22 protein-coding genes and 1 pseudogene are annotated in these 24,049 nt (G+C 29.9%); 4 read left to right on the plus strand and 19 right to left on the minus strand.

What is annotated here, in order from left to right; genetic code table 11:
* Positions 1-96 precede the first annotated feature (96 nt).
* A complete protein-coding gene (locus tag GYM72_RS04210) occupies positions 97-858 on the plus strand; it encodes a DUF3822 family protein (protein WP_220264818.1) in 762 nt (253 codons plus the stop codon).
* Complete coding sequence (locus GYM72_RS04215; protein WP_220264819.1) at positions 855-1,409, plus strand: RsmD family RNA methyltransferase; 555 nt, start codon at positions 855-857, stop codon at positions 1,407-1,409. Before GYM72_RS04210 ends, GYM72_RS04215 begins: the two co-directional genes overlap by 4 nt.
* A 109-nt stretch (positions 1,410-1,518) precedes the next feature.
* Here GYM72_RS04215 and GYM72_RS04220 read toward each other — a convergent pair whose 3' ends face one another.
* On the minus strand, positions 1,519-2,301 hold the full coding sequence (locus GYM72_RS04220) for a nitrilase-related carbon-nitrogen hydrolase (RefSeq protein WP_220264820.1): 783 nt from the start codon (positions 2,299-2,301) through the stop codon (positions 1,519-1,521).
* Between the two features lie 300 nt (positions 2,302-2,601).
* On the opposite strand from GYM72_RS04220, the gene ahcY reads away from it, so the two are divergent.
* A complete protein-coding gene (gene ahcY, locus GYM72_RS04225; protein ID WP_105297508.1) occupies positions 2,602-3,915 on the plus strand; it encodes an adenosylhomocysteinase in 1,314 nt (437 codons plus the stop codon).
* A 365-nt stretch (positions 3,916-4,280) separates the two neighbouring features.
* The gene (locus GYM72_RS04230; RefSeq protein ID WP_105297509.1) at positions 4,281-5,492 is read left to right on the plus strand and encodes an acetate/propionate family kinase; all 1,212 of its coding nucleotides are present in this window, start codon (positions 4,281-4,283) and stop codon (positions 5,490-5,492) included.
* Between the two features lie 77 nt (positions 5,493-5,569).
* On the opposite strand, the gene GYM72_RS04235 is transcribed toward GYM72_RS04230, so the two are convergent.
* The 18 genes and pseudogenes from GYM72_RS04235 to GYM72_RS04320 form a co-directional block, all read right to left on the minus strand.
* A complete protein-coding gene (locus GYM72_RS04235; RefSeq protein WP_160567279.1) occupies positions 5,570-5,812 on the minus strand; it encodes a hypothetical protein in 243 nt (80 codons plus the stop codon).
* Positions 5,813-5,909: 97 nt separating this feature from the next.
* Positions 5,910-6,778 (minus strand): annotated as a pseudogene (locus GYM72_RS04240) (cupin-like domain-containing protein).
* Positions 6,779-6,807: 29 nt separating this feature from the next.
* On the minus strand, positions 6,808-8,106 hold the full coding sequence (locus GYM72_RS04245) for an aminopeptidase P family protein (RefSeq protein ID WP_220264821.1): 1,299 nt from the start codon (positions 8,104-8,106) through the stop codon (positions 6,808-6,810).
* Positions 8,107-9,001: 895 nt separating this feature from the next.
* A complete protein-coding gene (locus tag GYM72_RS04250) occupies positions 9,002-9,193 on the minus strand; it encodes a hypothetical protein (RefSeq protein WP_220264822.1) in 192 nt (63 codons plus the stop codon).
* Positions 9,194-9,261: 68 nt separating this feature from the next.
* Positions 9,262-10,062, minus strand: coding sequence for a hypothetical protein (locus GYM72_RS04255; protein WP_220264823.1), 801 nt, complete (start codon positions 10,060-10,062; stop codon positions 9,262-9,264).
* Positions 10,063-10,565: 503 nt separating this feature from the next.
* Complete coding sequence (locus GYM72_RS04260) at positions 10,566-10,979, minus strand: hypothetical protein (protein ID WP_220264824.1); 414 nt, start codon at positions 10,977-10,979, stop codon at positions 10,566-10,568.
* 799 nt (positions 10,980-11,778) lie between these two features.
* On the minus strand, positions 11,779-12,624 hold the full coding sequence (locus GYM72_RS04265; protein WP_220264825.1) for a hypothetical protein: 846 nt from the start codon (positions 12,622-12,624) through the stop codon (positions 11,779-11,781).
* Positions 12,625-12,718: 94 nt separating this feature from the next.
* Positions 12,719-13,654: a hypothetical protein gene (locus GYM72_RS04270; RefSeq protein WP_220216291.1), complete on the minus strand. Its 936-nt coding sequence runs from the start codon at positions 13,652-13,654 to the stop codon at positions 12,719-12,721.
* Between the two features lie 6 nt (positions 13,655-13,660).
* A complete protein-coding gene (locus GYM72_RS04275) occupies positions 13,661-14,596 on the minus strand; it encodes a hypothetical protein (protein WP_220264826.1) in 936 nt (311 codons plus the stop codon).
* A gap of 72 nt (positions 14,597-14,668) precedes the next feature.
* Positions 14,669-15,628 (minus strand): hypothetical protein, encoded by a 960-nt coding sequence (locus GYM72_RS04280; RefSeq protein WP_220264827.1) that lies wholly within the window; start codon positions 15,626-15,628, stop codon positions 14,669-14,671.
* 33 nt (positions 15,629-15,661) lie between these two features.
* Positions 15,662-16,276 carry a hypothetical protein gene (locus GYM72_RS04285; protein ID WP_166003604.1) on the minus strand — a complete coding sequence of 205 codons (615 nt, stop codon included), beginning with the start codon at positions 16,274-16,276 and terminating at the stop codon, positions 15,662-15,664.
* Positions 16,277-16,292: 16 nt separating this feature from the next.
* Complete coding sequence (locus GYM72_RS04290) at positions 16,293-17,414, minus strand: hypothetical protein (protein WP_220264828.1); 1,122 nt, start codon at positions 17,412-17,414, stop codon at positions 16,293-16,295.
* 2 nt (positions 17,415-17,416) lie between these two features.
* Positions 17,417-17,986: a hypothetical protein gene (locus tag GYM72_RS04295; protein ID WP_220264829.1), complete on the minus strand. Its 570-nt coding sequence runs from the start codon at positions 17,984-17,986 to the stop codon at positions 17,417-17,419.
* Between the two features lie 4 nt (positions 17,987-17,990).
* Entirely contained in the window at positions 17,991-18,929 is a 939-nt protein-coding gene (locus GYM72_RS04300) for a hypothetical protein (RefSeq protein ID WP_220264830.1), read from the minus strand.
* On the minus strand, positions 18,929-19,873 hold the full coding sequence (locus tag GYM72_RS04305) for a hypothetical protein (RefSeq protein WP_220264831.1): 945 nt from the start codon (positions 19,871-19,873) through the stop codon (positions 18,929-18,931). The genes GYM72_RS04300 and GYM72_RS04305 overlap by 1 nt, the downstream gene beginning before the upstream one ends.
* 12 nt (positions 19,874-19,885) lie before the next feature.
* A complete protein-coding gene (locus tag GYM72_RS04310; protein ID WP_220264832.1) occupies positions 19,886-22,456 on the minus strand; it encodes a hypothetical protein in 2,571 nt (856 codons plus the stop codon).
* A 1-nt stretch (position 22,457) separates the two neighbouring features.
* Positions 22,458-22,922: a PAAR-like protein gene (locus GYM72_RS04315; protein ID WP_220216287.1), complete on the minus strand. Its 465-nt coding sequence runs from the start codon at positions 22,920-22,922 to the stop codon at positions 22,458-22,460.
* A 42-nt stretch (positions 22,923-22,964) separates the two neighbouring features.
* A complete protein-coding gene (locus tag GYM72_RS04320; RefSeq protein WP_220264833.1) occupies positions 22,965-23,978 on the minus strand; it encodes a hypothetical protein in 1,014 nt (337 codons plus the stop codon).
* Positions 23,979-24,049: the final 71 nt, after the last annotated feature.

Here is a 24,049-nt window from a genome sequence, read left to right on the forward strand (position 1 = left end):
GTCCATAGACTAATTTCATAAAGTTTATAATGTATATAAAAATTGTGTATGATGTTGATATGATTTATATTTGCTATTCATAATAATAATCAAGCTTTGAAAAAAAGTAAACGATTACATACCTCCAATCCATCATTATCTACTACAGTAAATTTTTTATTTGAAGATAAAAAAGCTTCTTATATTATAAATAATGAAAAAAAAATTATACATTATGAAAATTTAGTGAACCAAGTAGATAAAGAAAACCTAACACATAAACTCTTAAAAAATAATTTTTTTAATACCAAGTGTAATTTTTTAGACATTACTCTATTAAATGACAAATTTACCCTTATTCCCAATGAATTTTTTGAAGAAAGAACTGCAGAAAAGTTTTTAAATCTTAATGTTCCGCATTTAGAAAATTTAGGAATACGATTTAATTTAATCCCCAATTTTGATTTAGTTTTAGTTTTTTATTATCCCGAAATAATTGAAACTCTTTTTACCTCTTATTCCGAAAAAATAAGAATTTCTCATACGGGATTTAAATTTTTATCAAAAATTAACAAAAACTTTTACAGTAATGGTTTTTTTATACACATTTACGATCATTATTTTGAGATATCCATTATAGAAAATCAAAAATTAATTTTATATAATATATATCCATACAAAAAAGTTGAGGATATAGAATATTTTTTGAAATTTATTGCAAACACTTTATCCCAAAATCTTTCAACCCATATATTATATTATTACCATATACCGCACCATCTGAATGCAATAAAAAAATTTGAAAAGCTTTTTCAAAAGGTAGTACCCGGTGATGAAAACACTTTTAAAAGAGAAAATTATACACTATTAGATATATGATACGAATTATATCAGGAAAATTAAAGGGAAAGAAGATTTCAGCCCCCAAACATTTTGATGTTAGACCCACAACAGATTTTGCAAAAGAAGCATTATTTAGCATTATTTCCAATAGATATATGATATCGGATATTTCAGTGCTCGATTTATTTTCCGGGATTGGTTCAATAGATTATGAATTTGCTTCGCGTGGTTGTAAAGATATAACCTCGGTAGAATTGAACGGAAAGCATGTTAAATTTATTCAAGATACCATTAAAGTCTTAGGAATAAATGAAGTAAATGTGATAAAACAAAATGTTTTTAGTTTTTTAGATAAAGAAAGCTATAAAAAATATGATCTCATATTTGCAGATCCCCCTTTCGATTTAGAAGATAAACAATACGAAAATTTAATAAAATCTATATTTGAGAATCATTTTTTATCCGAACAAGGGGAATTTATTTTAGAACATAATACAAGAAAAGATTTTTCCGAATTTCCAAATTTTACCGAATCCAGAAAATACGGTAATGTTCGATTTTCTTTTTTTAGTTTATCTCAAGAATAACCAATAATACATGTTTATACGAATTATCTTAATTATAGAAGATTTAAGTTTTTATAATTAAAAATAATTTTAAAAATTCATAAAGGATAAATTTGTTTCAATTTCTTTTCTATTCATTTAAAATTTTAAAATGATCTCGTTCATCTAAAAAATTATACTGAGATCTCCATTTCTTTATTTCATCTAGTGAAATAATGTGACTATAAATTGCATTACGTTTATTTGTTAAATTTAACTTTTTACCAACGGGTGTGTAAATAGACGAATGACCAATATAATTGAGCTCGGTTGGTTCAGAACCGATTCTGTTTACTCCGCAAACATAACATAAATTTTCAATGGCACGAGCTTTCAATAATGTATCCCAAGTATCTATACGTGAATCCGGCCAATTAGCAACATTTATCAATAAATCATAATACTCCGTATTTCTGAACCAAACCGGAAAACGCAGATCAAAGCAAATCATTGGACAAATTTTCCATCCTCTATAGGAAAAAACAACGCGCTTATTTCCCGATGTATAAGATTGATTTTCTCCTCCGTATGAAAATAAATGTCGCTTATCATAATACATTACTATTTTTCCTTCAGCAACAAAGATAAATCGGTTATAAAAATTGCCATTATCTTCAATTACTAAACTTCCGCAAATAGCGGTATGTTTTTTTAAAGAAATTTCAATCATCCACTTTATTGTTCTACCGTCCATTTTTTCAGCGATTTTAGTAGGATTAAGACTGAAACCGGAATTAAACATTTCAGGTAAAATAATAAGATCCGATGAAGCTAAATCTTCTAAAAGTAATGATAAAAAAGAAAGATTTTCAGAACAATTTTCCCACTGAGGAGAATATTCGATTAAATTGACAAATAAATCATTAGTAATCATACTATAAATTTTACAAAAACGTATCTTTTTTAATACTAATAAATACTTTAACCCAATTTATAAAATATATTTAACATTAATATTTAAGAATCAAATTAGTAATATAAAAAATAGTCTAAGCATAACCTAAAAAATTTATTGATCCTATACTCAATTACCGCGAAAATTTAATATCTAACTGCATGGATTATTAGATTTTATTCTTTTATAATACAAATCTACGAATTTATTAATTTTTAAAGATAAATTTAAGTTGTAAGTTGTGAATTAAATTAATAACTTTGAATAAATTTTATTAGTATGAGCACAAAAATTGATTATATCCCTTATAAAGTAAAGGATATCTCATTGGCCGATTGGGGAAGAATGGAAATTGAATTAGCGGAAGCAGAAATGCCCGGATTAATGGCCTTACGTAAAGAATATAAAGACGAACAGCCTTTGAAAGGTGCAAGGATAGCCGGTTGTCTTCATATGACTATACAAACCGCTGTTTTAATTGAAACTTTACAAGCATTAGGAGCTGAAGTTTCTTGGAGCTCATGTAATATTTTTTCTACTCAAGATCACGCAGCAGCCGCTATAGCAGCTAAAGGAACATCTGTATATGCTTGGAAGGGAATGAATGAAGACGAATTTAACTGGTGTATTGAACAAACACTTTTCTTTGGTGAAGATAAAAAACCGTTAAACATGATTTTAGATGATGGAGGAGATTTAACAAATATGGTTTTAGATAAATATCCCGAGTTAGTACCGGGAATTAAAGGTTTATCAGAAGAAACTACTACAGGGGTACATCGTTTGCACGAAAGAGTAAAAAACGGTACGTTGTTATTACCGGCCATCAATATAAATGATTCCGTAACCAAGTCTAAATTTGATAATAAATACGGATGTAAAGAATCTGCTGTTGATGCAGTACGCAGGGCAACAGATTTAATGATTGCGGGAAAAGTAGTTGTAGTTGCAGGATATGGTGATGTAGGAAAAGGTTCAGCTGCTTCATTTAGAGGAGCAGGAGCCAGAGTTATAGTTACTGAAATCGACCCGATTTGTGCCTTACAAGCCGCTATGGATGGATATGAAGTTAAAAAGATGGATTATGCCATTACCAAAGCTGATATTGTAATTACTTGTACTGGAAATTGCGATATTATTCAAAGTAAGCATTTCGAGAAAATGAAAGATAAAACCGTAGTTTGTAATATAGGACATTTCGATAATGAAATTGATATGGCCTGGTTAAATGCCAACTATGGATCTACAAAGGTTACTATTAAGCCGCAAGTAGATAAATATACGATCAATGGTAAAGATATTATTGTTCTTGCCGAAGGTCGATTAGTAAATTTAGGTTGTGCAACCGGCCATCCAAGTTTTGTGATGAGTAATTCTTTCTGCAATCAAACGCTGGCTCAAATAGAATTATGGCACAATTCAAATAATTATGAAAATAAAGTTTATACCTTGCCTAAACATTTAGACGAAAAAGTTGCCATGCTTCACCTGGCTAAAATAGGGGTTGAATTGGATACTCTTTCAGAAAAACAGGCAAAATATATTGGAGTTCCTGTTAAAGGACCATTTAAATCGGATGAATATAGATATTAATAAATTCATTACTACACTAATTATGATCCGGAATTTTTCCGGATTTTTTTTGCTTTTACTAATTATGTTTAGGGTTTATGTAAAGCATTATTTTAATTTGAACAAGTGCTTATCAATCCTTAAAATTTGAATAAATATTAAATTCTTTAATAAGAATACAAATTGTATTATTTAATTGGATATTTATCATTTTTAATTAAACTTTTTAAATGAATTATCTTTTAAACATACTAATTAGAAATACTAACTTTTATGAAGTAAAAAGATTAAAGTAAGATAAATAATAAAATTATTAATCTACAAGATTCATTTAATTTTTTGCATAAAAATTTAAAAGCTATACTTTTGCATTAAAAATTATAAGGATGTTAATATTAGTTATTAATGCGGGAAGTTCTTCTATTAAATATCAATTGCTTAACATGGATTCAAACTCCGTTATTGCTAAAGGATTGGTAGAAAGAATAGGTACGACTGGCGGAATTATTACACACAAATATCTGAAAAACGGTATTTCAGATAAAAAACAAATTCATCAAGAATTTCCTACACATGTTGAAGGAATGAAACTTATTGTTGAATTGTTAACAGCAAAAGATGTTGGAGTTATTAATGATCCATCAGAAATAAAAGGAGTAGGACACCGAATTGTACAAGGCGGGGGGAAATTTAACGTTCCGGTTTTAATTACTGATGAAGTAAAAAACGAAATTGATGAAATGAGTGCATTAGCACCCTTACATAATCCTGCTAACTTGTTAGGTATTGAAGTTGCGCAAAAATTTTTTCCAAATACCCCTCAAGTAGCTGTATTTGATACAGCATTCCATCTTACTATGCCACCTAAAGCATACAGATATGCAATTCCGAACCATTTTTACACAGATTACAAGATAAGATCTTACGGAGCGCATGGAACAAGTCATAAATACGTAAGACGGCAGGCCGTAAATTACTTAAATAATCAAGAAGCTAAAATCATAACTATTCATTTAGGAAATGGATCAAGCATTACCGCTATTAATGAAAAAGGGGAGAGTATTGATACCTCAATGGGCTTTACCCCGCTTAATGGTTTAGTTATGGGTACTAGAAGTGGAGATATAGATCCATCCGTTCTTTTTTACATGGTTAGAGAATGCGGAGTAAAATTCGAGGAATTGGATGATCTGCTAAATAAAAAGTCTGGAATGTTAGGTCTTACCGGAAAAAGCGATGCAAGAGATGTTGACGAGATGTATTTAAACGGTGATCCTAACGCTATTTTGTGTTTAGACTTGTATTCTTATAGAGTTAAAAAATATATTGGAGCATATATAGCCGCTCTAAATGGTGTGGATGCGATTGCTTTTACAGCCGGAATTGGTGAAAATGATGCGCAATTACGTTCATTAATTTGTAAAGACTTAGATTATTTAGGTATTAAATTGGATGAAAACAAGAATGTTGAATTGAGTGGGCCGGAAAAGGTAGAAGAAGTTCAGGCTTCTGATTCAAAAGTTAAAATAATGATAATACCTACTAATGAAGAATTAGAAATAGCTAATGAAACTTTGAACATTTTAAATAAAATGTAAATTGTAAAGATATAAGATAATTAAAAACAAAAGCTGCAAATTATTGCAGCTTTTGTTTTTAATTGAGTATAATTTACCTATTTTGTATAAACAACTTCCACATTTTGTTGTTGAGGAAGAGTTTTAGATCTCACCTCATCAGGAGCTATATGAGCATTTATTTTACCTTTATTTTCTGCAATACCAAAAGTTAACCAATATGGAAGGATACATACTAAAAAAGTAAGACACCAAAAACCTATAAAGGCAATTAATAAAAATAAAATAAATCCTATAAATTTCACAAATGGCCAAGCGCCTATATAAAGCAATGTTACCATAATACAATTATTATATATTGTTTTGCTCAAATGTAATAATTAATTTTATTCAAAACAAAAAATAATTCAGGTTATTATAGCTCAACTTATCAAAAAATTATTTTGAAAGATGAATTGCTCTGTTAGTATCAAGTATGGCCTTATTATTTTTATAATCAATCCATTTTTGCCCCTGTCTTTTTCTCATAAAATTATCGTAATTCCTTTTAATGAAAATATTCAATACAGCATTAGCAAAATTTGCAGGTCTTTTAGCCAAAGATCGTAAACTCATTGAAAAGCTCGGAGTTAAATATTGCATATAGTGCCACCACCCCTCAGGCATGTATAGCATTTCACCATGAGATAAATGAGCCTTATATGGAGTAACGTATTTTAATCCGGGCCATTTATCAAAATCCGGATTATCAAAATCTATGTCTTCTCTGCAAATAGTAGCATATGGTATTTTATACATATACTTCGTATCTTGAGGCTTCATCAATATGCATTGTTTTTCACCTGCAAAATGAAAATGTAAAATATTGGCTAAATCTATATCAAAATGCATAAAAACATTGGAACCCGCACCTCCGAAAAACAACATAGGTAAATTTTTAAATAAATTTAGACCTAAGTCCGGAAACTTAAAATCGTCTTGCATGGCCGGTACTTGTTTCAGTATATTAAATAAAAATATTCTTAAATCAGTCGGGCCTTTTTGAAGTAAATCAATATAGTCGGACATTTTCATTCTGGCGTCCGGTTCATTTACTTTTTTATCAGCACTAACCGGATCATTATTATACAAAGGGACAATTTTATCACCTGCAACTTTTTAATATAGTCAAAATTCCATTTTTTATAAGCCGGCCAATCTTCAGTCAGTTTTTCAATTACTACCGGTTTTTGTGGTTTATAATATTGATTATAAAAGTCTTCTTTGGATATTTTTTCAACTCGGTCAATAGGTTTATAAGTAAACATAGGTTAAAGGTTTAAAGTTTTTTATAGTATCATGAATTCATAAGATCTTCTAATTCTTCAATTTCGATAGGTATATTTCTCATTAAATTGTGCGGATTTCCATTCGATTGAATCACTACATTATCTTCAATTCTAATCCCGAATCCTTCCTCCGGAATATAAATACCCGGTTCAACGGTAAACACCATATTAGGTACAAATGATTCCGTCAGTATACCATAATCGTGTGTATCAAGGCCCAAATGATGAGAATTTCCGTGCATAAAATATTTCTTATAAGCTGGCCATTTCGGGTCTTGATTTCTAACTTCTTCTGTTGTTAAAAGATTTAATTTTAACAATTCTTCCGTCATTATATTACCCACTTCTTCATGGTAACTGTACCAATTATTACCCGTAATTAAAAGCTTAGTTGATTCATTTTTAACATTTAAAACCGATTGATATACTTCTTTTTGTCGGGGTGTAAATTTTCCGTTCACGGGAAGAGTACGTGTCATATCCGAAGAATAATTAGCATATTCGGCCCCCACGTCCAACAAAACAACATCACCGTCTTTACATTCTTTATTGTTTAATATATAATGCAAAACATTGCTGTTTTTCCCGGAAGCTATAATAGGTGTATAAGCCCAACCTTTAGAACGGTTTTTAATAAACTCATAAATTAACTCCGCTTCAATTTCATATTCCCAAACTCCCGGTTTAATAAATGGAAGAATCCTTCTAAACCCTTTTTCCGTTATATCACAAGCTTGTTGAATAGCGATTATTTCTTCAGGTTCTTTAATTGAGCGTAGATGTTGTAAGATGGGATTGCTTCGTAAATAACAATGTCCTCTGTATTTATTTTGTAATTTTTTTATGAATCTATCTTCTCGGGTTTCAACAACTTTTTCGGCTCTGTAATGTTCATTAATATTTATATATATATTATCCATTTGAATAATAACCATTTCAAGAATTTTATCAAAATCTTGTAACCAATACACATTTTTAATTCCTGAAACCTCTGTCGCTTGCTCTTTAGTATATTTTTCTCCTTCCCAAATGGCAATATGTTCATTAGTTTCACGTAAAAAAAGCATTTCTCTATGTTCCTCTAAATAAGCATAGGGACATAATACTAAAATAGATTCTTCTTGATCTATTCCCGAAAGATAAAATAAATCTCGTTGCTGTTGAAAAGGGAGAGTACTGTCTGCACTGATAGGATAAATATCATTACTGTTGAATATTGCAACTGATTTTGGGGCCATTCTTTGGACAAATTTTTTTCTATTTTTAATAAATAAATCTTTGTCTAAAGCATTATATCTGGTATTCATTTAACTAATTTTTATTTATCAAAAATAACAATAATACTTCAACTCTTTATAATTTTAGAAAAGTTAAAAGAGCTTTTTTAGATTATTTACTTTATTGTTATATAGATAAATTTATTATTTCAAAAGAGCATACAAATGCATTATTAATAAAATGAAAGGCTATTTTTCAAAATATTATCAATAATCATTGAATAGCCTAATTGTTAATTATTAAAAATTAAATTAGGTTTTTCTTTTTTTCATATATTTAAAGGCAAAAAATGTGTGTATATGTGTATAATTTATCATTAAAATTTTTATTATCTCAGTTAAAGCAAGATTAGAAGTTGCAGGTAATAAGTACAACATTTTAAATGTGAATTACTCATTAGCACAATAAACGGATGTTACAGGTCTCCCATCTTCCGAATCTAGAGGAGGCAAAATTACAATTACTATTGAGTCAACAAACGAAACAAAACAGATATTTTCGAATGGATGACTAACGGTTTTGAAAGAAAAAGTGATAAGGTGATTTTTTTTAAAAAGGGATTCCGATGCCACATCTAAAGCCTTAAAATTTGCAGACGGTTATATAGTTAATGATTGTGAAAATTTTGATGATTAGGATATTAATCCATTAACCGAATCGTTTACGTTTTCGACTAAAGAAATCGAAATGGGAACGGGTGCACCCTTTAATGAATAGGTTTAACTTGCTAAATTTAAAATTCCCTTTTTAACAAATTTTAAATCAATCATAATTAATTCAAACTAAAACTAATTTCTATAAATTGAAATTGTTTAAAATAATTATAGGCGAGCTTCTCAATACCTTCAGGGGTTAGATTTTCTATTGGAGACATTTCATTTTTATGCAACACATAATCTCCTTTTTTATAATCCGCAACGTTATTTACCAGAAAATTATTCTTGCTGTAAAAGTATTTTTTTTTTCTAAGTTAAATTCATTCAAAAAATATGTTTCTTCACCATTTATATAAAACTCATGGTAATATGCATTTGTAGTGAAAATCCCTCTAAATCTTTTTTCTATAATACTTATTTCTACATCCGAAGAATAGATATGGCTAAATATATCTTTCATGGCAATTTATTTTTATGTTTTAGTTTTAATAGTATCATTAATTAGTTAAATAATTTTTTCATGAATACCTATCTTATTACCTCTAATTCGTCAGATCCTTCGGGTATGTGCAGTAGAATCGGGAAATTACTCTCAGATGAGTAATTTTCTCCATCTTCAATTAATCTTAGAGCAGGTTTTTGATCTTGAGTTTTCAAAGTGACTAATCGACCATTAGCATAAAACTTAATTAATGTATTACTAATGGATTCACAATGAATATTGGTTTTGGATATTAATTGTTTAATTTCTGTTATACTATTTTTTTCTTGCTGATCAGTTAAGTAATAAAATCTTTTTGATTCAGATATACTCTTTTTAAACATTTTTATAAATAGATTTGAATCTTTATTATAAATAGTACTTTTTAGGAATAAAAATTTATCTTTTACTTTTTGTTCAATATCATTGATTTTAGTTAAATCTTTGGAGTGTTTCCAGCCTTCAACGGTATAAGGTAAATTATTTATATCAAAAGAATCTGTAATATCCCAACTACTTAAATTTTTATTTATTGTAAGTTTTGGTAATACATAAATTATCTTCCCTTGATTTGATGAAGTTATAACATTATTATCATTATTTACTACACTAAATACTTTTAGAGTAAAATTAGTATCATTAGGTATTTCTTTATTGTCGTAGGAATATAAAATTATCTTAACTTCTTGTTTTCCCGAATTTATAATATATGGATTAATTGGAGTTATGGAGTTATCAATATTCACTGGTTTAAAATAACTTTTAACTAAAATATCATTAATATATATTTCAAAACCACATTTATTATTGTAGTCATATTCTATAAAATAAAAAACATTATCTTTCATTCTGTTATCTTTAAAGTCAATATTATTTTTTCCTGCATTACAAGAAAAATTAAAAATTATTAATATTATAAATAAATATTTATTAATCATTGATATAAAATTTCCTACTTTTTTATTTACCTTATTATTTCTAATTCACTGGAGTTTTTTGGCTTATGATAAAATAATGGATAAGTATAAATAACTGATTTTCCATTTTCAATTATTTCACTTTTTAAACATGATTCACCATTATTATCTTCTAATCTAACCAATTTACCATTACCATAAAACCTTATTTCACAATTTGTAAATGGTAATATTTTTTCTTTTTCTACTGGAAAAGGCGTTATTTCGTGATCTTGTTTTTCATATAATGATACTGATTCTTCGAAAATTTTATTTTTAACTAATAACTTAAAAGCGGAATTGTCTTTCTTTTCAATAGCATTTTTTATTTTTTCATATGCTAAATTTAATTCTTTTTTAATATTCTCAGTATTTTCAATAGATTCTGAATTTTTTCATCCTGTTAATTGATAAGGGACATAAACGGTAAATTTGGTTTGAAACTCCCAATAAGGCAGTCCTTCTTTAGGAACTATCATATCAGGTATTTTTAAAATAATTTCTCTTTTGTTATTAAATGACCATGCATCTATTTTTTTATTTAATTCTAATGAAAAATAACTATTTGGTAATATCAAGTTATTATCTTTGAGAGGGTATACCTTTATTGTTAAAATTTGTTCACCAGATTCCAATATCCCTGTATTTATTGGAAATTCCATATTCATTCCACCAGACTTTTCAAAAAATTTTAATAAAGGTAAATCATTCACTCTTATATCAAAATTAACAGCAGAACTTTTTACATTTATTTGATAATAAGGTCTATTTTCGAAATTATTTATCGTTGAATTTTGAGTATGTTTCATGCTAATTTTTTTTATTTCATTATTACTTTTTGCGCATGCCAATGAAATGAAACTTGCGAGCAGTAATATAATTATGTTACGACTAATCATGTATATAATATTTTTTATCAATTTCAAGTTTTCCTTCTTTAATAACAGTGAACTCTTCTTTCTTTGTTTTTTTAAAACCATTGACTTTTACATATAAGCTTAATGTGATTTTAATACCAGAATGTCTAACATTTGGTTTAAAATATAAGCCTTTATAATCATCCAATCCAGCAGAAAGACCTAAGGCAAAATATCCATTAGATTGTGCTTTCGCCTCAAAATCTAAATCAACTTGAGTATAATATAAATTTAGTTTACCTGTTGCCGAAGCCTTTAATATTAGTTCAAATTTTCATTGTAAAATAATCTCAATCTAAAAGCGGCATACTCGCCTAAAACATCCTGTCCATTGGAGGAATAAATGCAAATAGTTAATTTTTGTTTACCACTTACCAGTATATTATAATTTAATGGTACTGTAATATTACCCCGATAATTGGCAAACATTTGTGTACCATTAATAAATAGTTCCCATTTAACATGGGAGCTATATATTTCGGCATAATAAAAAGGTGTTTGTTTGTACTGCTTTGATGTTTCAATAACTTGTAAATTTCATTAGTTATTAGTTTATCTGCTTTTGGTGAGTGTCCACAAGAAAATAGAAAACTACTAAGTAAAATATAAATTCTTCCATTTGTATTTCTTGTCCGCAAGAAAACAAAAAAAACTAAGTAAAAACAAGCTAATTGATTTTTTCATCATTACCCTATCTTATTACCTCTAATTCGTCAGAGCCTTCGGGTATATGGAAACGGAAATTGAATGATCCTTCAAAGTTTGTATTATTGCCTTTATATTTACCTTTAAAAGGAATCCCCCAAAAATACATGTCATTGCCATCCATTCTTAATTCAACGATCCTATTATTACCCTGTAACAATAGAGTGTAATTTTCTATTGGCAAAAAAACTACATCATAAGAATCATCAAAATGATTTGATATTTTATTCTCTTGAAGATCTGATTCAATTATTTCCTTTGAACTATAAAAAGAAGTATATTTTTCGATTTCTCTATTTTTTATAGCATCAAGATATTTTGCGTCATCACTAGCTTCAATAATTTTTTTAAGATCCTTTAACTTTTCTAGTAATTTTTGTTCTAGGTTAGGAACCTTAGTTAAATCTTTTGATTTTGTCCACCCCGTTAGGTTATAAGGAACTGTTGCTTCAAATTCAAACGATTTTTCAAAATAAGGTAAATCTTTAACCTGTTCATAAGGCAATTCAAAATTAAAAAAAGAATCGTATTTTTCCATATTCCTTTTATCCGAATAGTATTCTCCCCGAAGTTTAAAAGTTGCATATTCGCCTAAATGAGTTTTCCCTTCTAGTGGGTATATTCTTACTTTTATTATTTGCTTCCCAGAAGCTAATATTCGCATATTTAATGGCAATTGAACATTTATAATATCGCCTTTTTTAGCAGGAAAATGGTATAATAAAACATCATTAACATAAACATCCCATCTACAATTACTACTATAAACCGGAGCATAATATACAGGTTGATTATTTGGTAAATTTGGAACTAAATCGATTATTTCTTTCATAATTTTTTGATAATTATTATTTTGTGAACATGAAACATTACAAAATAGTATAAATATCAATATTATAATTTTACTTTTTATTTTCATAATTACCCTATCTTATTACCTCTAATTCGTCAGAGCCTTCCGGTATATGGAAACGAAATAAATAACTTCCAGTAGTCTCCTTTTTATCTTCTTTAACAATTGCTTTAAATTTGATTCCGTCTGTAAAACTATCACCGTTTTTTTGTCTTAATTTTACAAGCCGATTATTGGGTTCAAGTATTATCTGATAGTCAGTAATCGGTAAAATTTGTATATCATCAAATATCTTTGAATATTCCCCATTGGTTAAAGAGTATTCTTGAAAATAATTTTCAATTTCTTCTTGAGTGGCATATAAACAGATGAATTTTTCTTTCAATTTAGGCATGACTGCTTGAAAGTAAGCTTCTGTATCCTTATTTTCTAAAATAGTACGCAACTCTTCTATTTTTTTAACTACTTTTTGTTCCAAATCGGGGACTTTGGTTAAATCTTTAGATTTTGTCCAACCTGTCATTTGGTAAGGCACTTCCGCTTCAAATTCAAACGATTTTTCAAAATAAGGTAAATCTTTAGTCTGTTCATAAGGCAGTTCGAAGTTTAGTATATGGATTTCAGGATCTTCCTTATCCCTAAAATTTTTATTGAAAAATAATCTCATTCTAAAAGAGGCATATTTGCCTAAAACAGCCTGTCCATTCGAGGGATAAATGCGAAAGGTTATTTTTTGTTTACCACTGCCCAATATTCGATAGTTTAATGGGACAATGGGACTGGTAATTTTACCTTGATAATGGGCAAACATTTGTACATCATTAACAAATAGTTCCCATTTAATATTAGCGCTGTAAATTCCGACATAATAGAACGGTTCTTGCTTGTACTGCTTTGGCACTTCAATTGCTTGCATAGTTTCTTGAATTATTTGTTTATCTGTTTTTTGTGCTTGTCCGCAAGAAAACAGAAAACTACTAAGTAAAAACACGTTTATTAATTTTTTCATGAATACCTATCTTATTACCTCTAATTCGTCAGATCCTTCGGGTATATGGAAACGAAATAAATAACTTCCATTAGACTCCTTATTATTTTCTTTAAAAATTGCTTTAAATTTAATTCCGTCAGAAAAATCATCTTTGTCTTTTTGTCTTAATTTTACAATCCTATTATTGGGTTCAAGTATTATCTGATAGTCTTCAATCGGTAATATTTGTATATCATCAAATATCTTTGAAAACTCCCCATTGGTTAAAGAGCTTTCTTGAAAATAATTTTCAATTTCTTGTTGAGTGGCATATAAACAGATAAATTTTTCTTTCTCTCTGGGCATGATTGCTTGAAAGTAAGCTTCTGTATTATTTTTCTCTAAAATAGTACGCAACTCCTCTATTTTTTTAACTACTTTTTGTTCCAAATCGGGGACTTTGGTTAAATCTTTAGATTTTGTCCAACCTGTTATTTGATAAGGCACTTCCGCTTCAAATTCAAACGATTTTTCAAAATAAGGTAAATCTTTAGTCTGTTCATAAGGCAGTTCGAAATCTAGTATAGGGATTTCAGGATCTTCCTTATCTCTAAAATTTTTATTGTAAAATAATCTCATTCTAAAAGAGGCATATTTGCCTAAAACATCCTGTCCATTCGGGGGATAAATGCGAAAGGTTATTTTTTGTTTACCACTGCCCAGTATATTATAATTTAGTGGTACAATGGGACTGGTAATTTTACCTTGATAATGATCAAACGCTTGTGTATCATTAATAAATAGTTCCCATTTAATATTAGCACTATAAATTCCGACATAATAGAACGGTTCTTGCTTGTACTGCTTTGGCACTTCAATTGCTTGCATAGTTTCTTGAATTATTTGTTTATCTGTTTTTTGTGCTTGTCCGCAAGAAAACAGAAAACTACTAAGTAAAAACACGTTTATTAATTTTTTCATGAATACCTATCTTATTACCTCTAATTCGTCAGATCCTTCGGGTGTATGGAAACGGAATAAATAACTTCGATTTCATCTTATGATTGATAATTTTGCATCTGTTTTTTTTCGATGAAATAAAGCCATTTCAATAAAATTACCCTTCTGTTCCGGCTCTTTAAAATCTAATTGAAATTTAAAACCCGACAGTTCATGAGGTATTCTTAAACCTACCAATTTTCCATCTGCATAAAATACGAGTTCGTAATCATCTAAAGGTACTTTTTTTAAATTTCTTGGTAAATTTTTAAAATAGTCTAATTCCTCTATTTCCTCATCAGATAAGTAAAATGAAGTATTGATTTCTTTTAAGCGTTGTTCTGTTAGCTGAATATATTTTGAACGATCTTGCTTGGTAAATATGTCATAAAATTCGTTATACCATTCATCTAATTCCTTAAGAAGTTTGTTTTTATCTTCTTTTTCTAAACTAACCGAATTTGTCCAACCCTCAAAATGGTATGGTACTTCTGCTTGAAAATATAAAGTTTCTGTTTTAAAGACTGGCAATTGAATATCATTAGTAAAGGTAATATGGGGGAAACTTAAGACAACATGCCGTTTCATGGTTTCTAAAGAAACATCTTTGACAAATACTTTTAGATCAACTTCCGCTTTTGTAGAAATAAACTCTTGACCATCAAAGGGATATACTATAGCTTTTACCGCCTGCTTTCCTTCTTTAGATAATATCCATTGATTAATCGGCCAATCTACCGCCATGCTTCCAGTTTCATAATTTGTAAAGACGAGAATATCGTTAACAAATAAATCAATAGCACATCCACGGATAGATACTTCTATTTCATAAAAAGGAGAATGCATATTTATTTTATTATTGTTTAAAACATTTTGGATGTTTTGCTGTGTTTTTTCTTTCATTACCTTTTGGTTTTTTATTTCGTGATTATTATTTTGAGCTTGATTACAATTTGCCATAAATATAAGCGGTAGTATAATGATGATTCTAGGTATTAATTTCAATGTATTCACCTTTCTAATTTTTTTTCTCTGTTTTACTATAAACTAATTTTTACGCATATATGCTCCTGTTTGAGCTTTAAGTGATTCATTTTTTGGTTCAATTGGATTTTCTCCCCTAATCCAGCCAACCATAGTATCTCGGTCATCGAAATCGTTAATTTGAATGCTCGTACTTAAGTATCGATCGGGTAAGTGATAGCAGTAATAGTGTAAATCAAATTTTTCTCGATACTCTCTTTCCATTTTCTCACTCATTAAATTATCTTCTAAATATTGGCTGTTTTTTTCGTGAAAATCTTCTATTGCACTTTTAACCCATTTCGTAGGTGCCTTTATTTCTCCTGTATAAGAATAGATAGTACCGTTCAAATCAGTGATGATTATTATCCTATCTAATTTGACATTTTTTTTGTAGAAATAATAATCTTCATCAGCTAATCGAACTAAAATATAAGTATAACCAATCATCTCATCATCATCAGGAGATGTCATTTTTCCTAAAGGTTCTTTGTAGTATTTACCCTTAAACTCAGACAAAAGAGTATCGATAGGGACGGAAAAATCGAGGTGTCTAATATCAAAAGGTTTTCCACTGATGATTTTAGAACTTTGTGGCTGTTGGGCTTGATTGCATCCGATCATTAAAAATACTGACATACAAATAATAAGTTTTTTAAGTAGCTTCAATGTATTCTTTTCCTGAATTATAAATTTCTCTTTCATCAAATAATGTTAATGTGTTTTCTTTATATAAGTTATATGATTTGCTTAATACTAGTTCGTATATTTTAATCGTTATTTTAGCCCCTCCCCAAATAACAGAAGATTCTTTATATTGAGCGCTTTTTTGCCTATCATAGCCGATTTTTTGAGTAAAAACAAAGGAAGTTCCAGCCTCTCCATCTACCATCCATTTTAATTTTACTGGTTGAGTTGAGGTAGCAATTACTGTACCTCTTGGTTTTATACCCACCTTAATTTTTATACCTACTTCGATTTTAGCTTCTTGCTCACCTGCTTTGTCAAAACCATCTATAGTATTGTATGACCAACTGCCTTCCCAATTTACCTCCATTGAAGCTTCGAAAGTAATATATATTTCTGATTCTGATAGTTTTTCGACTATTGATTTTATCCATAAGAACACCGTTCCAACATAAGGAATCTTGCCTATAAATGGGATTAAATCAATCCCTATCGCAATACCGATTAACGGTTGTAAAGCTATTCCTCCTTTATAAACTGTTGCCATTTGCCCGCTTTGGCTTTCATCAAATTGCCAACGCAAGGCAAAACCTATATTAGGTGGGTCTATGCTGAAATCTATTTTACTTAATGTTCCTGATTCTAAACCGTAGTTCTTGTAACCTTTTTCAACAGTCGAAGGATTAAGATCTTTAAGACTGAGTGAAACTGAATCGTAGGCATATTTAGCATTTTCAATTATTTTTTCAATGCTTTTTAGCCCGTATTTATGAGGTTTTCCATTTATACTGTAACAAACTGCTAAATCATATTGAAGTTTAGCTGAATCGGTAACCTCAATATTTAACTCTCTTTTTATATATCTAAAACCGAATTTTTGATGATACCAGTTCAAAACTTTTCTTTCTCGTGTAATAGAGCCTTCGATCTGTAATCCTGCTGTTAAAACAAATGCAATTTCCCATTCAATATCGGGGTATACATTAATTTTTACGGGTATGGTGTATCGGCAGGTATCTACCATTACCACATGTTTTTGGACATCTTTTTCGTTTAACCAAAAATAGTTAAAAGGAAAAATATTAACCATACCTAAGGCTTTATGATCACGTATGTATTTATAGGGGATAAGCAAATCAATGGAACAATAGATGTAGCAAGCTCCTGATCGTAAGTAAAGGGTACATCAACATCAATCATCAATTTAGCTTCATAATAAGGTAACTTTTGCTCTTCCAACCCTTGTGGCAAGTTAAATTCGGCAATTTGTTGATAATCTTTTAAAGAAGTATCCTTGTCGGCTGCTCGGTAAATGGTAACAGATGCATTAGCATATTTGGTTATATAGTCTTCTCCATCTCTCGGGTAGACTTTGATGATGACATTTTTTTTGCCGGCATTAAGTAATAATAAGTTTAAAGGCAACATGGTTGATTGACCTGTATTATCTACAAATCTATAATCGGTACTTCCTTCTACTTCAATAATAAGTTTGCAACCGTTTTTGGTAACTTGTGCGCCAAATGCAGGACGATGGTTATAAGTATGTGTTAACTTTAATCTTTGTTGTATAAATTCTTCCATTTGTTTTTCTTGGTTTTCTTGTCCGCAAGAAAATAGAAAACTACTAAGTAAAAACAAGCTAATTGATTTTTTCATCATTACCCTATCTTATTACCTCTAATTCGTCAGATCCTTCGGGTATATGGAAACGAAATAAATAACTTCCAGTAGTCTCCTTTTTATCTTCTTTAACAATTGCTTTAAATTTGATTCCGTCTGTAAAACTATCACCGTTTTTTTGTCTTAATTTTACAAGCCGATTATTGGGTTCAAGTATTATCTGATAGTCTTCAATCGGTAAAATTTGTATATCATCAAATATCTTTGAATATTCCCCATTGGTTAAAGAGTATTCTTGAAAATAATTTTCAATTTCTTCTTGAGTGGCATATAAACAGATGAATTTTTCTTTCAATTTAGGCATAACTGCTTGAAAGTAAGCTTCTGTATCCTTATTTTCTAAAATAGTACGCAACTCTTCTATTTTTTTAACTACTTTTTGTTCCAAATCGGGGACTTTGGTTAAATCTTTAGATTTTGTCCAACCTGTCATTTGGTAAGGCACTTCCGCTTCAAATTCAAACGATTTTTCAAAATAAGGTAAATCTTTAGTCTGTTCATAAGGCAGTTCGAAGTTTAGTATAGGGATTTCAGGATCTTCCTTATCCCTAAAATTTTTTCTATAATATAATCTCATTCTAAAAGAGGCATACTTGCCTAAAACAGCCTGTCCATTCGGGGGATAAATGCGAAAGGTTATTTTTTGTTTACCACTGCCCAGTATATTATAATTTAATGGGACAATGGGACTGGTAATTTTACCCTGATAATGATCAAACGCTTGTGTATCATTAATAAATAGTTCCCATTTAACATGTGAACTGTAAATCCCGACATAATAGGCAGGTTCTTGTTTGTACTGCTTTGGCACTTCAATTGCTTGCATAGTTTCTTGAATTATTTGTTTATCTGTTTTTTGTGCTTGTCCGCAAGAAAACAGAAAACTACTAAGTAAAAACAAGCTAATTGATTTTTTCATCATTACCATACTTTCAACTCATTGCTACCTTGTGGCATATATAAGAAAATAGGATCACCTCCTTCTATATTTCTTTCTTCTCCTTCATCATTTTTTACATGGGCTTTCATATAAAGCATTGGACGTAGATTTTTTTGCCAAAGAGCCACAATTTTACCGTTGGCATAATATTGTATAGTATAGTTTTTGATCGGCAAAAATTCGCGATTTGTTATTCTAGAATCCGAATCGGTTAACATAGGTTTTCTTTTATATGAATTTTTTATTTCATCATAATTATTTTCGTAGGTTGTGTTTGATACAATACCTGAAGAATGAAGAAATTCCCTATGATATGCAATTTCATCTCTGTTAATGCATATTGTTCTTATTTGATTATATTTTTCGACAATTTTTTGTTCGATATTTGGGACATTTTTTAAATTAATAGATGTTGCAAGCTCCTGATCGTAAGTAAAGGGTACATCAACATCAATCATCAATTTAGCTTCATAATAAGGTAACTTTTGCTCTTCCAACCCTTGTGGTAAGTTAAATTCAGCAATTTTTTGATAATCTTTTAAAGAAGTATCCTTGTCGGTTGCTCGGTAAATGGTAACAGATGCATTAGCGTATTTAGTTAGATAGTCTTCTCCATCTCTTGGGTAAACTTTGATGATGACATTTTTTTTACCGGCATTAAGTAATAATATGTTTAAAGGCAACATGGTTGATTGTCCAGTATTATCAGTAAATCGATAATCTTGTGCTCCCTCGACTTCAATAATAAGTTTGCAACCGTTTTTGGTAACTTGTGCGCCGAATGCTGGGCGATGTGTGTAATTTTGCGTTAAGGCTAATTCTTGTTGAATGATTTCTTCCATTTGTTTTTCTTGGTTTTGAGGTTTACATCCGCTTACTGCACCTAATAAACAGGAGAGTATTAAAAATTTTTTAATTATTTTCATTGTTTATCTTCACTAAAAATATAATGTTTGTTTAAATAAATCGGGTTTTTCGTCTACTATTGTAAAAGCTTTATTCTCAATTCCAGCGTCAATTCTCCACATTTTTACTTTAGCCGTTAAATAAGCAACTACCCCACCAAAATCTAAGCTAAACTCATTATAAATTCCTTTATCATCGAATCCTGCTTTAGCATTTAAACTGAGTGATGTTTCTCCTTTTGCTGAAAGTTCTCCCTTAAATGTGCTTTCGGCTTGGAAACTTACTTCTTCTATATCAGAAGCTATTTTTGCACCCAATTCTACTCCTAAAGTTACAGTAGTTTTACTGGATAACGGTTCAACGTTTTTTTCTTGGTTAAAATATAGATGTCCTTGAAGATCAATTTCTCCTATTGCATATAAATTAAACCATATATCCCCATTGAGTTTTTCTGCCGCCCACCTTGCTGCTTGAATAAATCTTCTTGCAGGAGGGTAATATTCAGCACAGGCAATTAAATCTATTTTACCTGTCGCTTTTATTAATGGAGTAAAACCTAAAGATATTTGACCTTGCCTCACAACTTTTTTATTTGATGAATTATAACCGTAATTCCAATTACCTAAAATAGAAATCACAGGATAATCAATTTGTAGGGTAAATGGCAATTTTTTCATGCCAGGTACTTTACTTGTAATTGTTCTAGCCTTCGGCTTTATCTTATCTAATCCACATAATTTGTCTAATCCTTCTTTTATTGAAATAAGACTTTTTAATATGCTTTTAATTTTTTGCTCATAGTGGACAGAATATTGTCTTTTTATATTGTTGATTTCTGCCTGTAAAGAAAGTTCAAAATATACTTCTCCATTTATCCATCTTCTATTTTGTCCCGCTTTAATTGCATCTTGTTGATGTTGTTCAAAACTTCCATTGGCAGTGGGAAAATTGGTATGTGAATATGTTTGGGGTAGTACAGAACCAACTTCGAATTTAATTTCCCAATTAACATCAGGATATACATTTATCTTTACAGGTATGTTATATCGGCAGGTATCTACCATTACCACATGTTTTTGGACATCTTTTTCGTTTAACCAAAAATAGTTAAAAGGAAAAATATTAACCATACCTAAGGCTTTATGATCACGTATGTATTTATAGGGGATAAGCAAATCAATGGAACTGTAATCGATTTTTTGAATGTTAATACCTTGTTTTTCTGAAGATAGTTTAGCAGGAAAATAAAATACGCTGTCTGCCCCTTTGGTGTGTTGTTGTGTTTTGCATTCTTCGGTTTTTAGATTAGTACTTAAAGTTAACAGATAAGGATTTACATCTCCTGTTATCAGACCAATTTCAATCGGATCTAATTTTATTCCTTCCTTTTTTTCTTCAAATAAGGTTATCTCTTCGTCTTCTTTATGTGCTTTTATCCATGTATAATGGCAAGGCTCTCCGTTAGGTTGCAAAAGTACATCCCCTGCCTTTTCCACATATTCATCGACTTCTTTATTTTGTATCTCCAGCAAATTTTCCATATCGGTATAACCAATGGTTAAATACCCCTGTTGTATCGGATATAATTTTTTAAAATCTGTATTAGTTGCGCTATATGCTTGATAAATGTGTTTAAGAGTAACAAAGAAGGTACGTTTAGTTTTCTCTTTTTGATCTTCAGGTTTTTTATCTATGGCTAACGGTATCAAAAGTTCTGCTCTTTTAAAATATTGGGAGAGGTATGAGACTAGCTCATAATCAAGATCTTCACTCCAAAAATTATCATTTTCGGGCTTTAATCCGTTTACTTTTTTCTCATAGATTGTTTGGTAACTATCAATTTTAACCCCTAAAAATCCGCTATTAGATCCATGTTGTACTTTTTGATCAATTATAACTGTAAATTCAGCAGATTCAGGAATCAGTAAAGTACAAACATGGGCAGAAATGATGAGGTTTTCTCCGTAGTAAACTACATTTTCGTTTTCTTGTGATTCCTTTTCTGTTTTGGGTAAAGGTATTTGAAGTTTTCTATCGAAAGGAGAATTATTTATTAGAAGATCCGTTCGATAAATTTTTGGTTCTGCAATCGGTACAATAAAAATACCTTTAGGTTTTTTACTGAAATGTAATTCAGGATGAATTAAAAAAGGCTCTACCCATGACAGGGCAGGCGTATCGTACGGTTTGTTGTCAAATTTTATCTGAATGGTTTTTTGTATCGTATAGTTGCCTTGAACATTGTGTAAATCGATTTTCGATATCTGTTCAACGGGTTTGTTATTTACCCATTCTTCGTTTTCATCTTTTTTATTATTTCTGTTGGTATCTGTATACCATCCGTGCCAACTAATTCCTCCTTTCTGTAAATTATATACCTTTCCGTATACCCATTTAATACCGCTGTGTATTTGCTTATTTTTTACTTTATCTTCAACATCTAAAAATACTTTTTCATCCATTTCAACGGATAAGGTAACCCAGTTTCCATTAGCTATCAAACCATATACTTCACAACCATTCAAAAGTTGTGGAAACTTTATAATTTGTCCGTTGCTTATATGTTCATCAGAGATAATGATTCGATTAATACCTTTAGACATTTTATTTGGCTTTTAGCGTTAGTATTCTATGGGTTAGTTTTAATGAGGTCAGGGGATTGATTTGCTCGTGAACTTCCTTCGGGGTATTTTCAAGGTTTTGTTGTGATAATTCGGCTTGTTGACCGTGGTGTACTACACTGATACAATCTTGTCCACCCAAAGGACAACCTGCTTTGGATTGTTCTGTTAACAGTTTTCCGGCTCCTTCTATTTTTTGCGTGGATTCTTCGCTACTCCATTGAGTTACTTGCACGGAACACGGCGCACGGTGCGGTTTTTTTGCACATCCTCCGAAACAATTCTTTTTAAATGTTGCGCCTACATCGGTTGTAGTAGCTGCTAATTTTTTCGAGCTGTTACTATCATTCAGATAAAGTATATTTTGTGTTTTAACCAACAGTTCATCGGTACTATTGCCATATTTACAGGCACATATAGCACCTTGAACTAAATATTTTATTCCCATAGTTGAAATTTTTGTGTTTTAGTTTTTATTTTGCATTTGGATTTATAGATTAAATAACTTGCTAATCCAACTCCGTTGGCTTTTCATATATTTTTGATAGTTTTCTTCCTCTTTTTGTTCTTTTTCTTTCTGTTTTTGAATGTTGTGAACGTGTTGTAATTGCTTTTCTTTTGAAGAAGACTCTTCTTCTCTTAACTGGTAACAAGTCATTTTATAAAGTACTATTTTGTTATCTTCGATAACGGTTTTCACTTCCGCTAAAATATCTTTAATAGTGTAATCGATATAATCCATATTGTATTCTACATAAAGCTCGTATACTTGCCCCGATAGTGAAGTAGCACTTCCTTGAAAATGGATATAAAACCCTCTCATGCAGTTATAATTTTCATCGATTTTCAGCTTACCTGTAAACATTAAAGGATAACTTACATCAGGAACATGTACCATTATGTTACTTTCCAGCTTTCTTGATTGAGGGTATGACTGATAAAGGGGATGAGTATAAAGGGCTAAAAAGAGGTCTTTATGCAGTAGCCGTTGATTAAATAAGTTAGGATCTGCAAGACATCTTTGTATTTCTTGAATATAATTTGCAAAATTATTGCCTTTATAATTTCTTTGAATGGTCGGTAATTGTTGTTCGAACTTTTGTTTTATCTCTGCTAAATTATTAATTCGCTTTATGTTCGTATCATAATTAACAGTTATTCCTATAGGATATAAAATATGGGTGCATTCAATAGCTAACTGATCAATCAATCGGTTAGGCGTTTTGCCGTCTGTAAAGAAGTAGTTTTTTTTATATTTTATAGCAACACTTCGGTTAGAAAGGGGCTTAGTTTTTACCTTTACTTCATATCCCAACGATTGCTTTTCATTTGAAAACCGTAGGTCTACTCGATATAATCTTGCATTTAGTGGGTGTAAAGGAAGTGAATTTTCCGAATGTAAACGCACTTTTCCTTCGGGTTTATTAACTTTTACATGAATTTCACTAGTTGGTTTATTTGTGGAAAAGTTCTTTTCGTCTAAGAAGAATCCATTAGATTTCATAAGCAAATAATTTTAAATTATTAATTCTTAATCTTCTTTACATTTACATTACTGTTCTATTATTTAGCTTT

This window comes from Apibacter sp. ESL0404, assembly GCF_019469245.1.
GTDB lineage: Bacteria > Bacteroidota > Bacteroidia > Flavobacteriales > Weeksellaceae > Apibacter.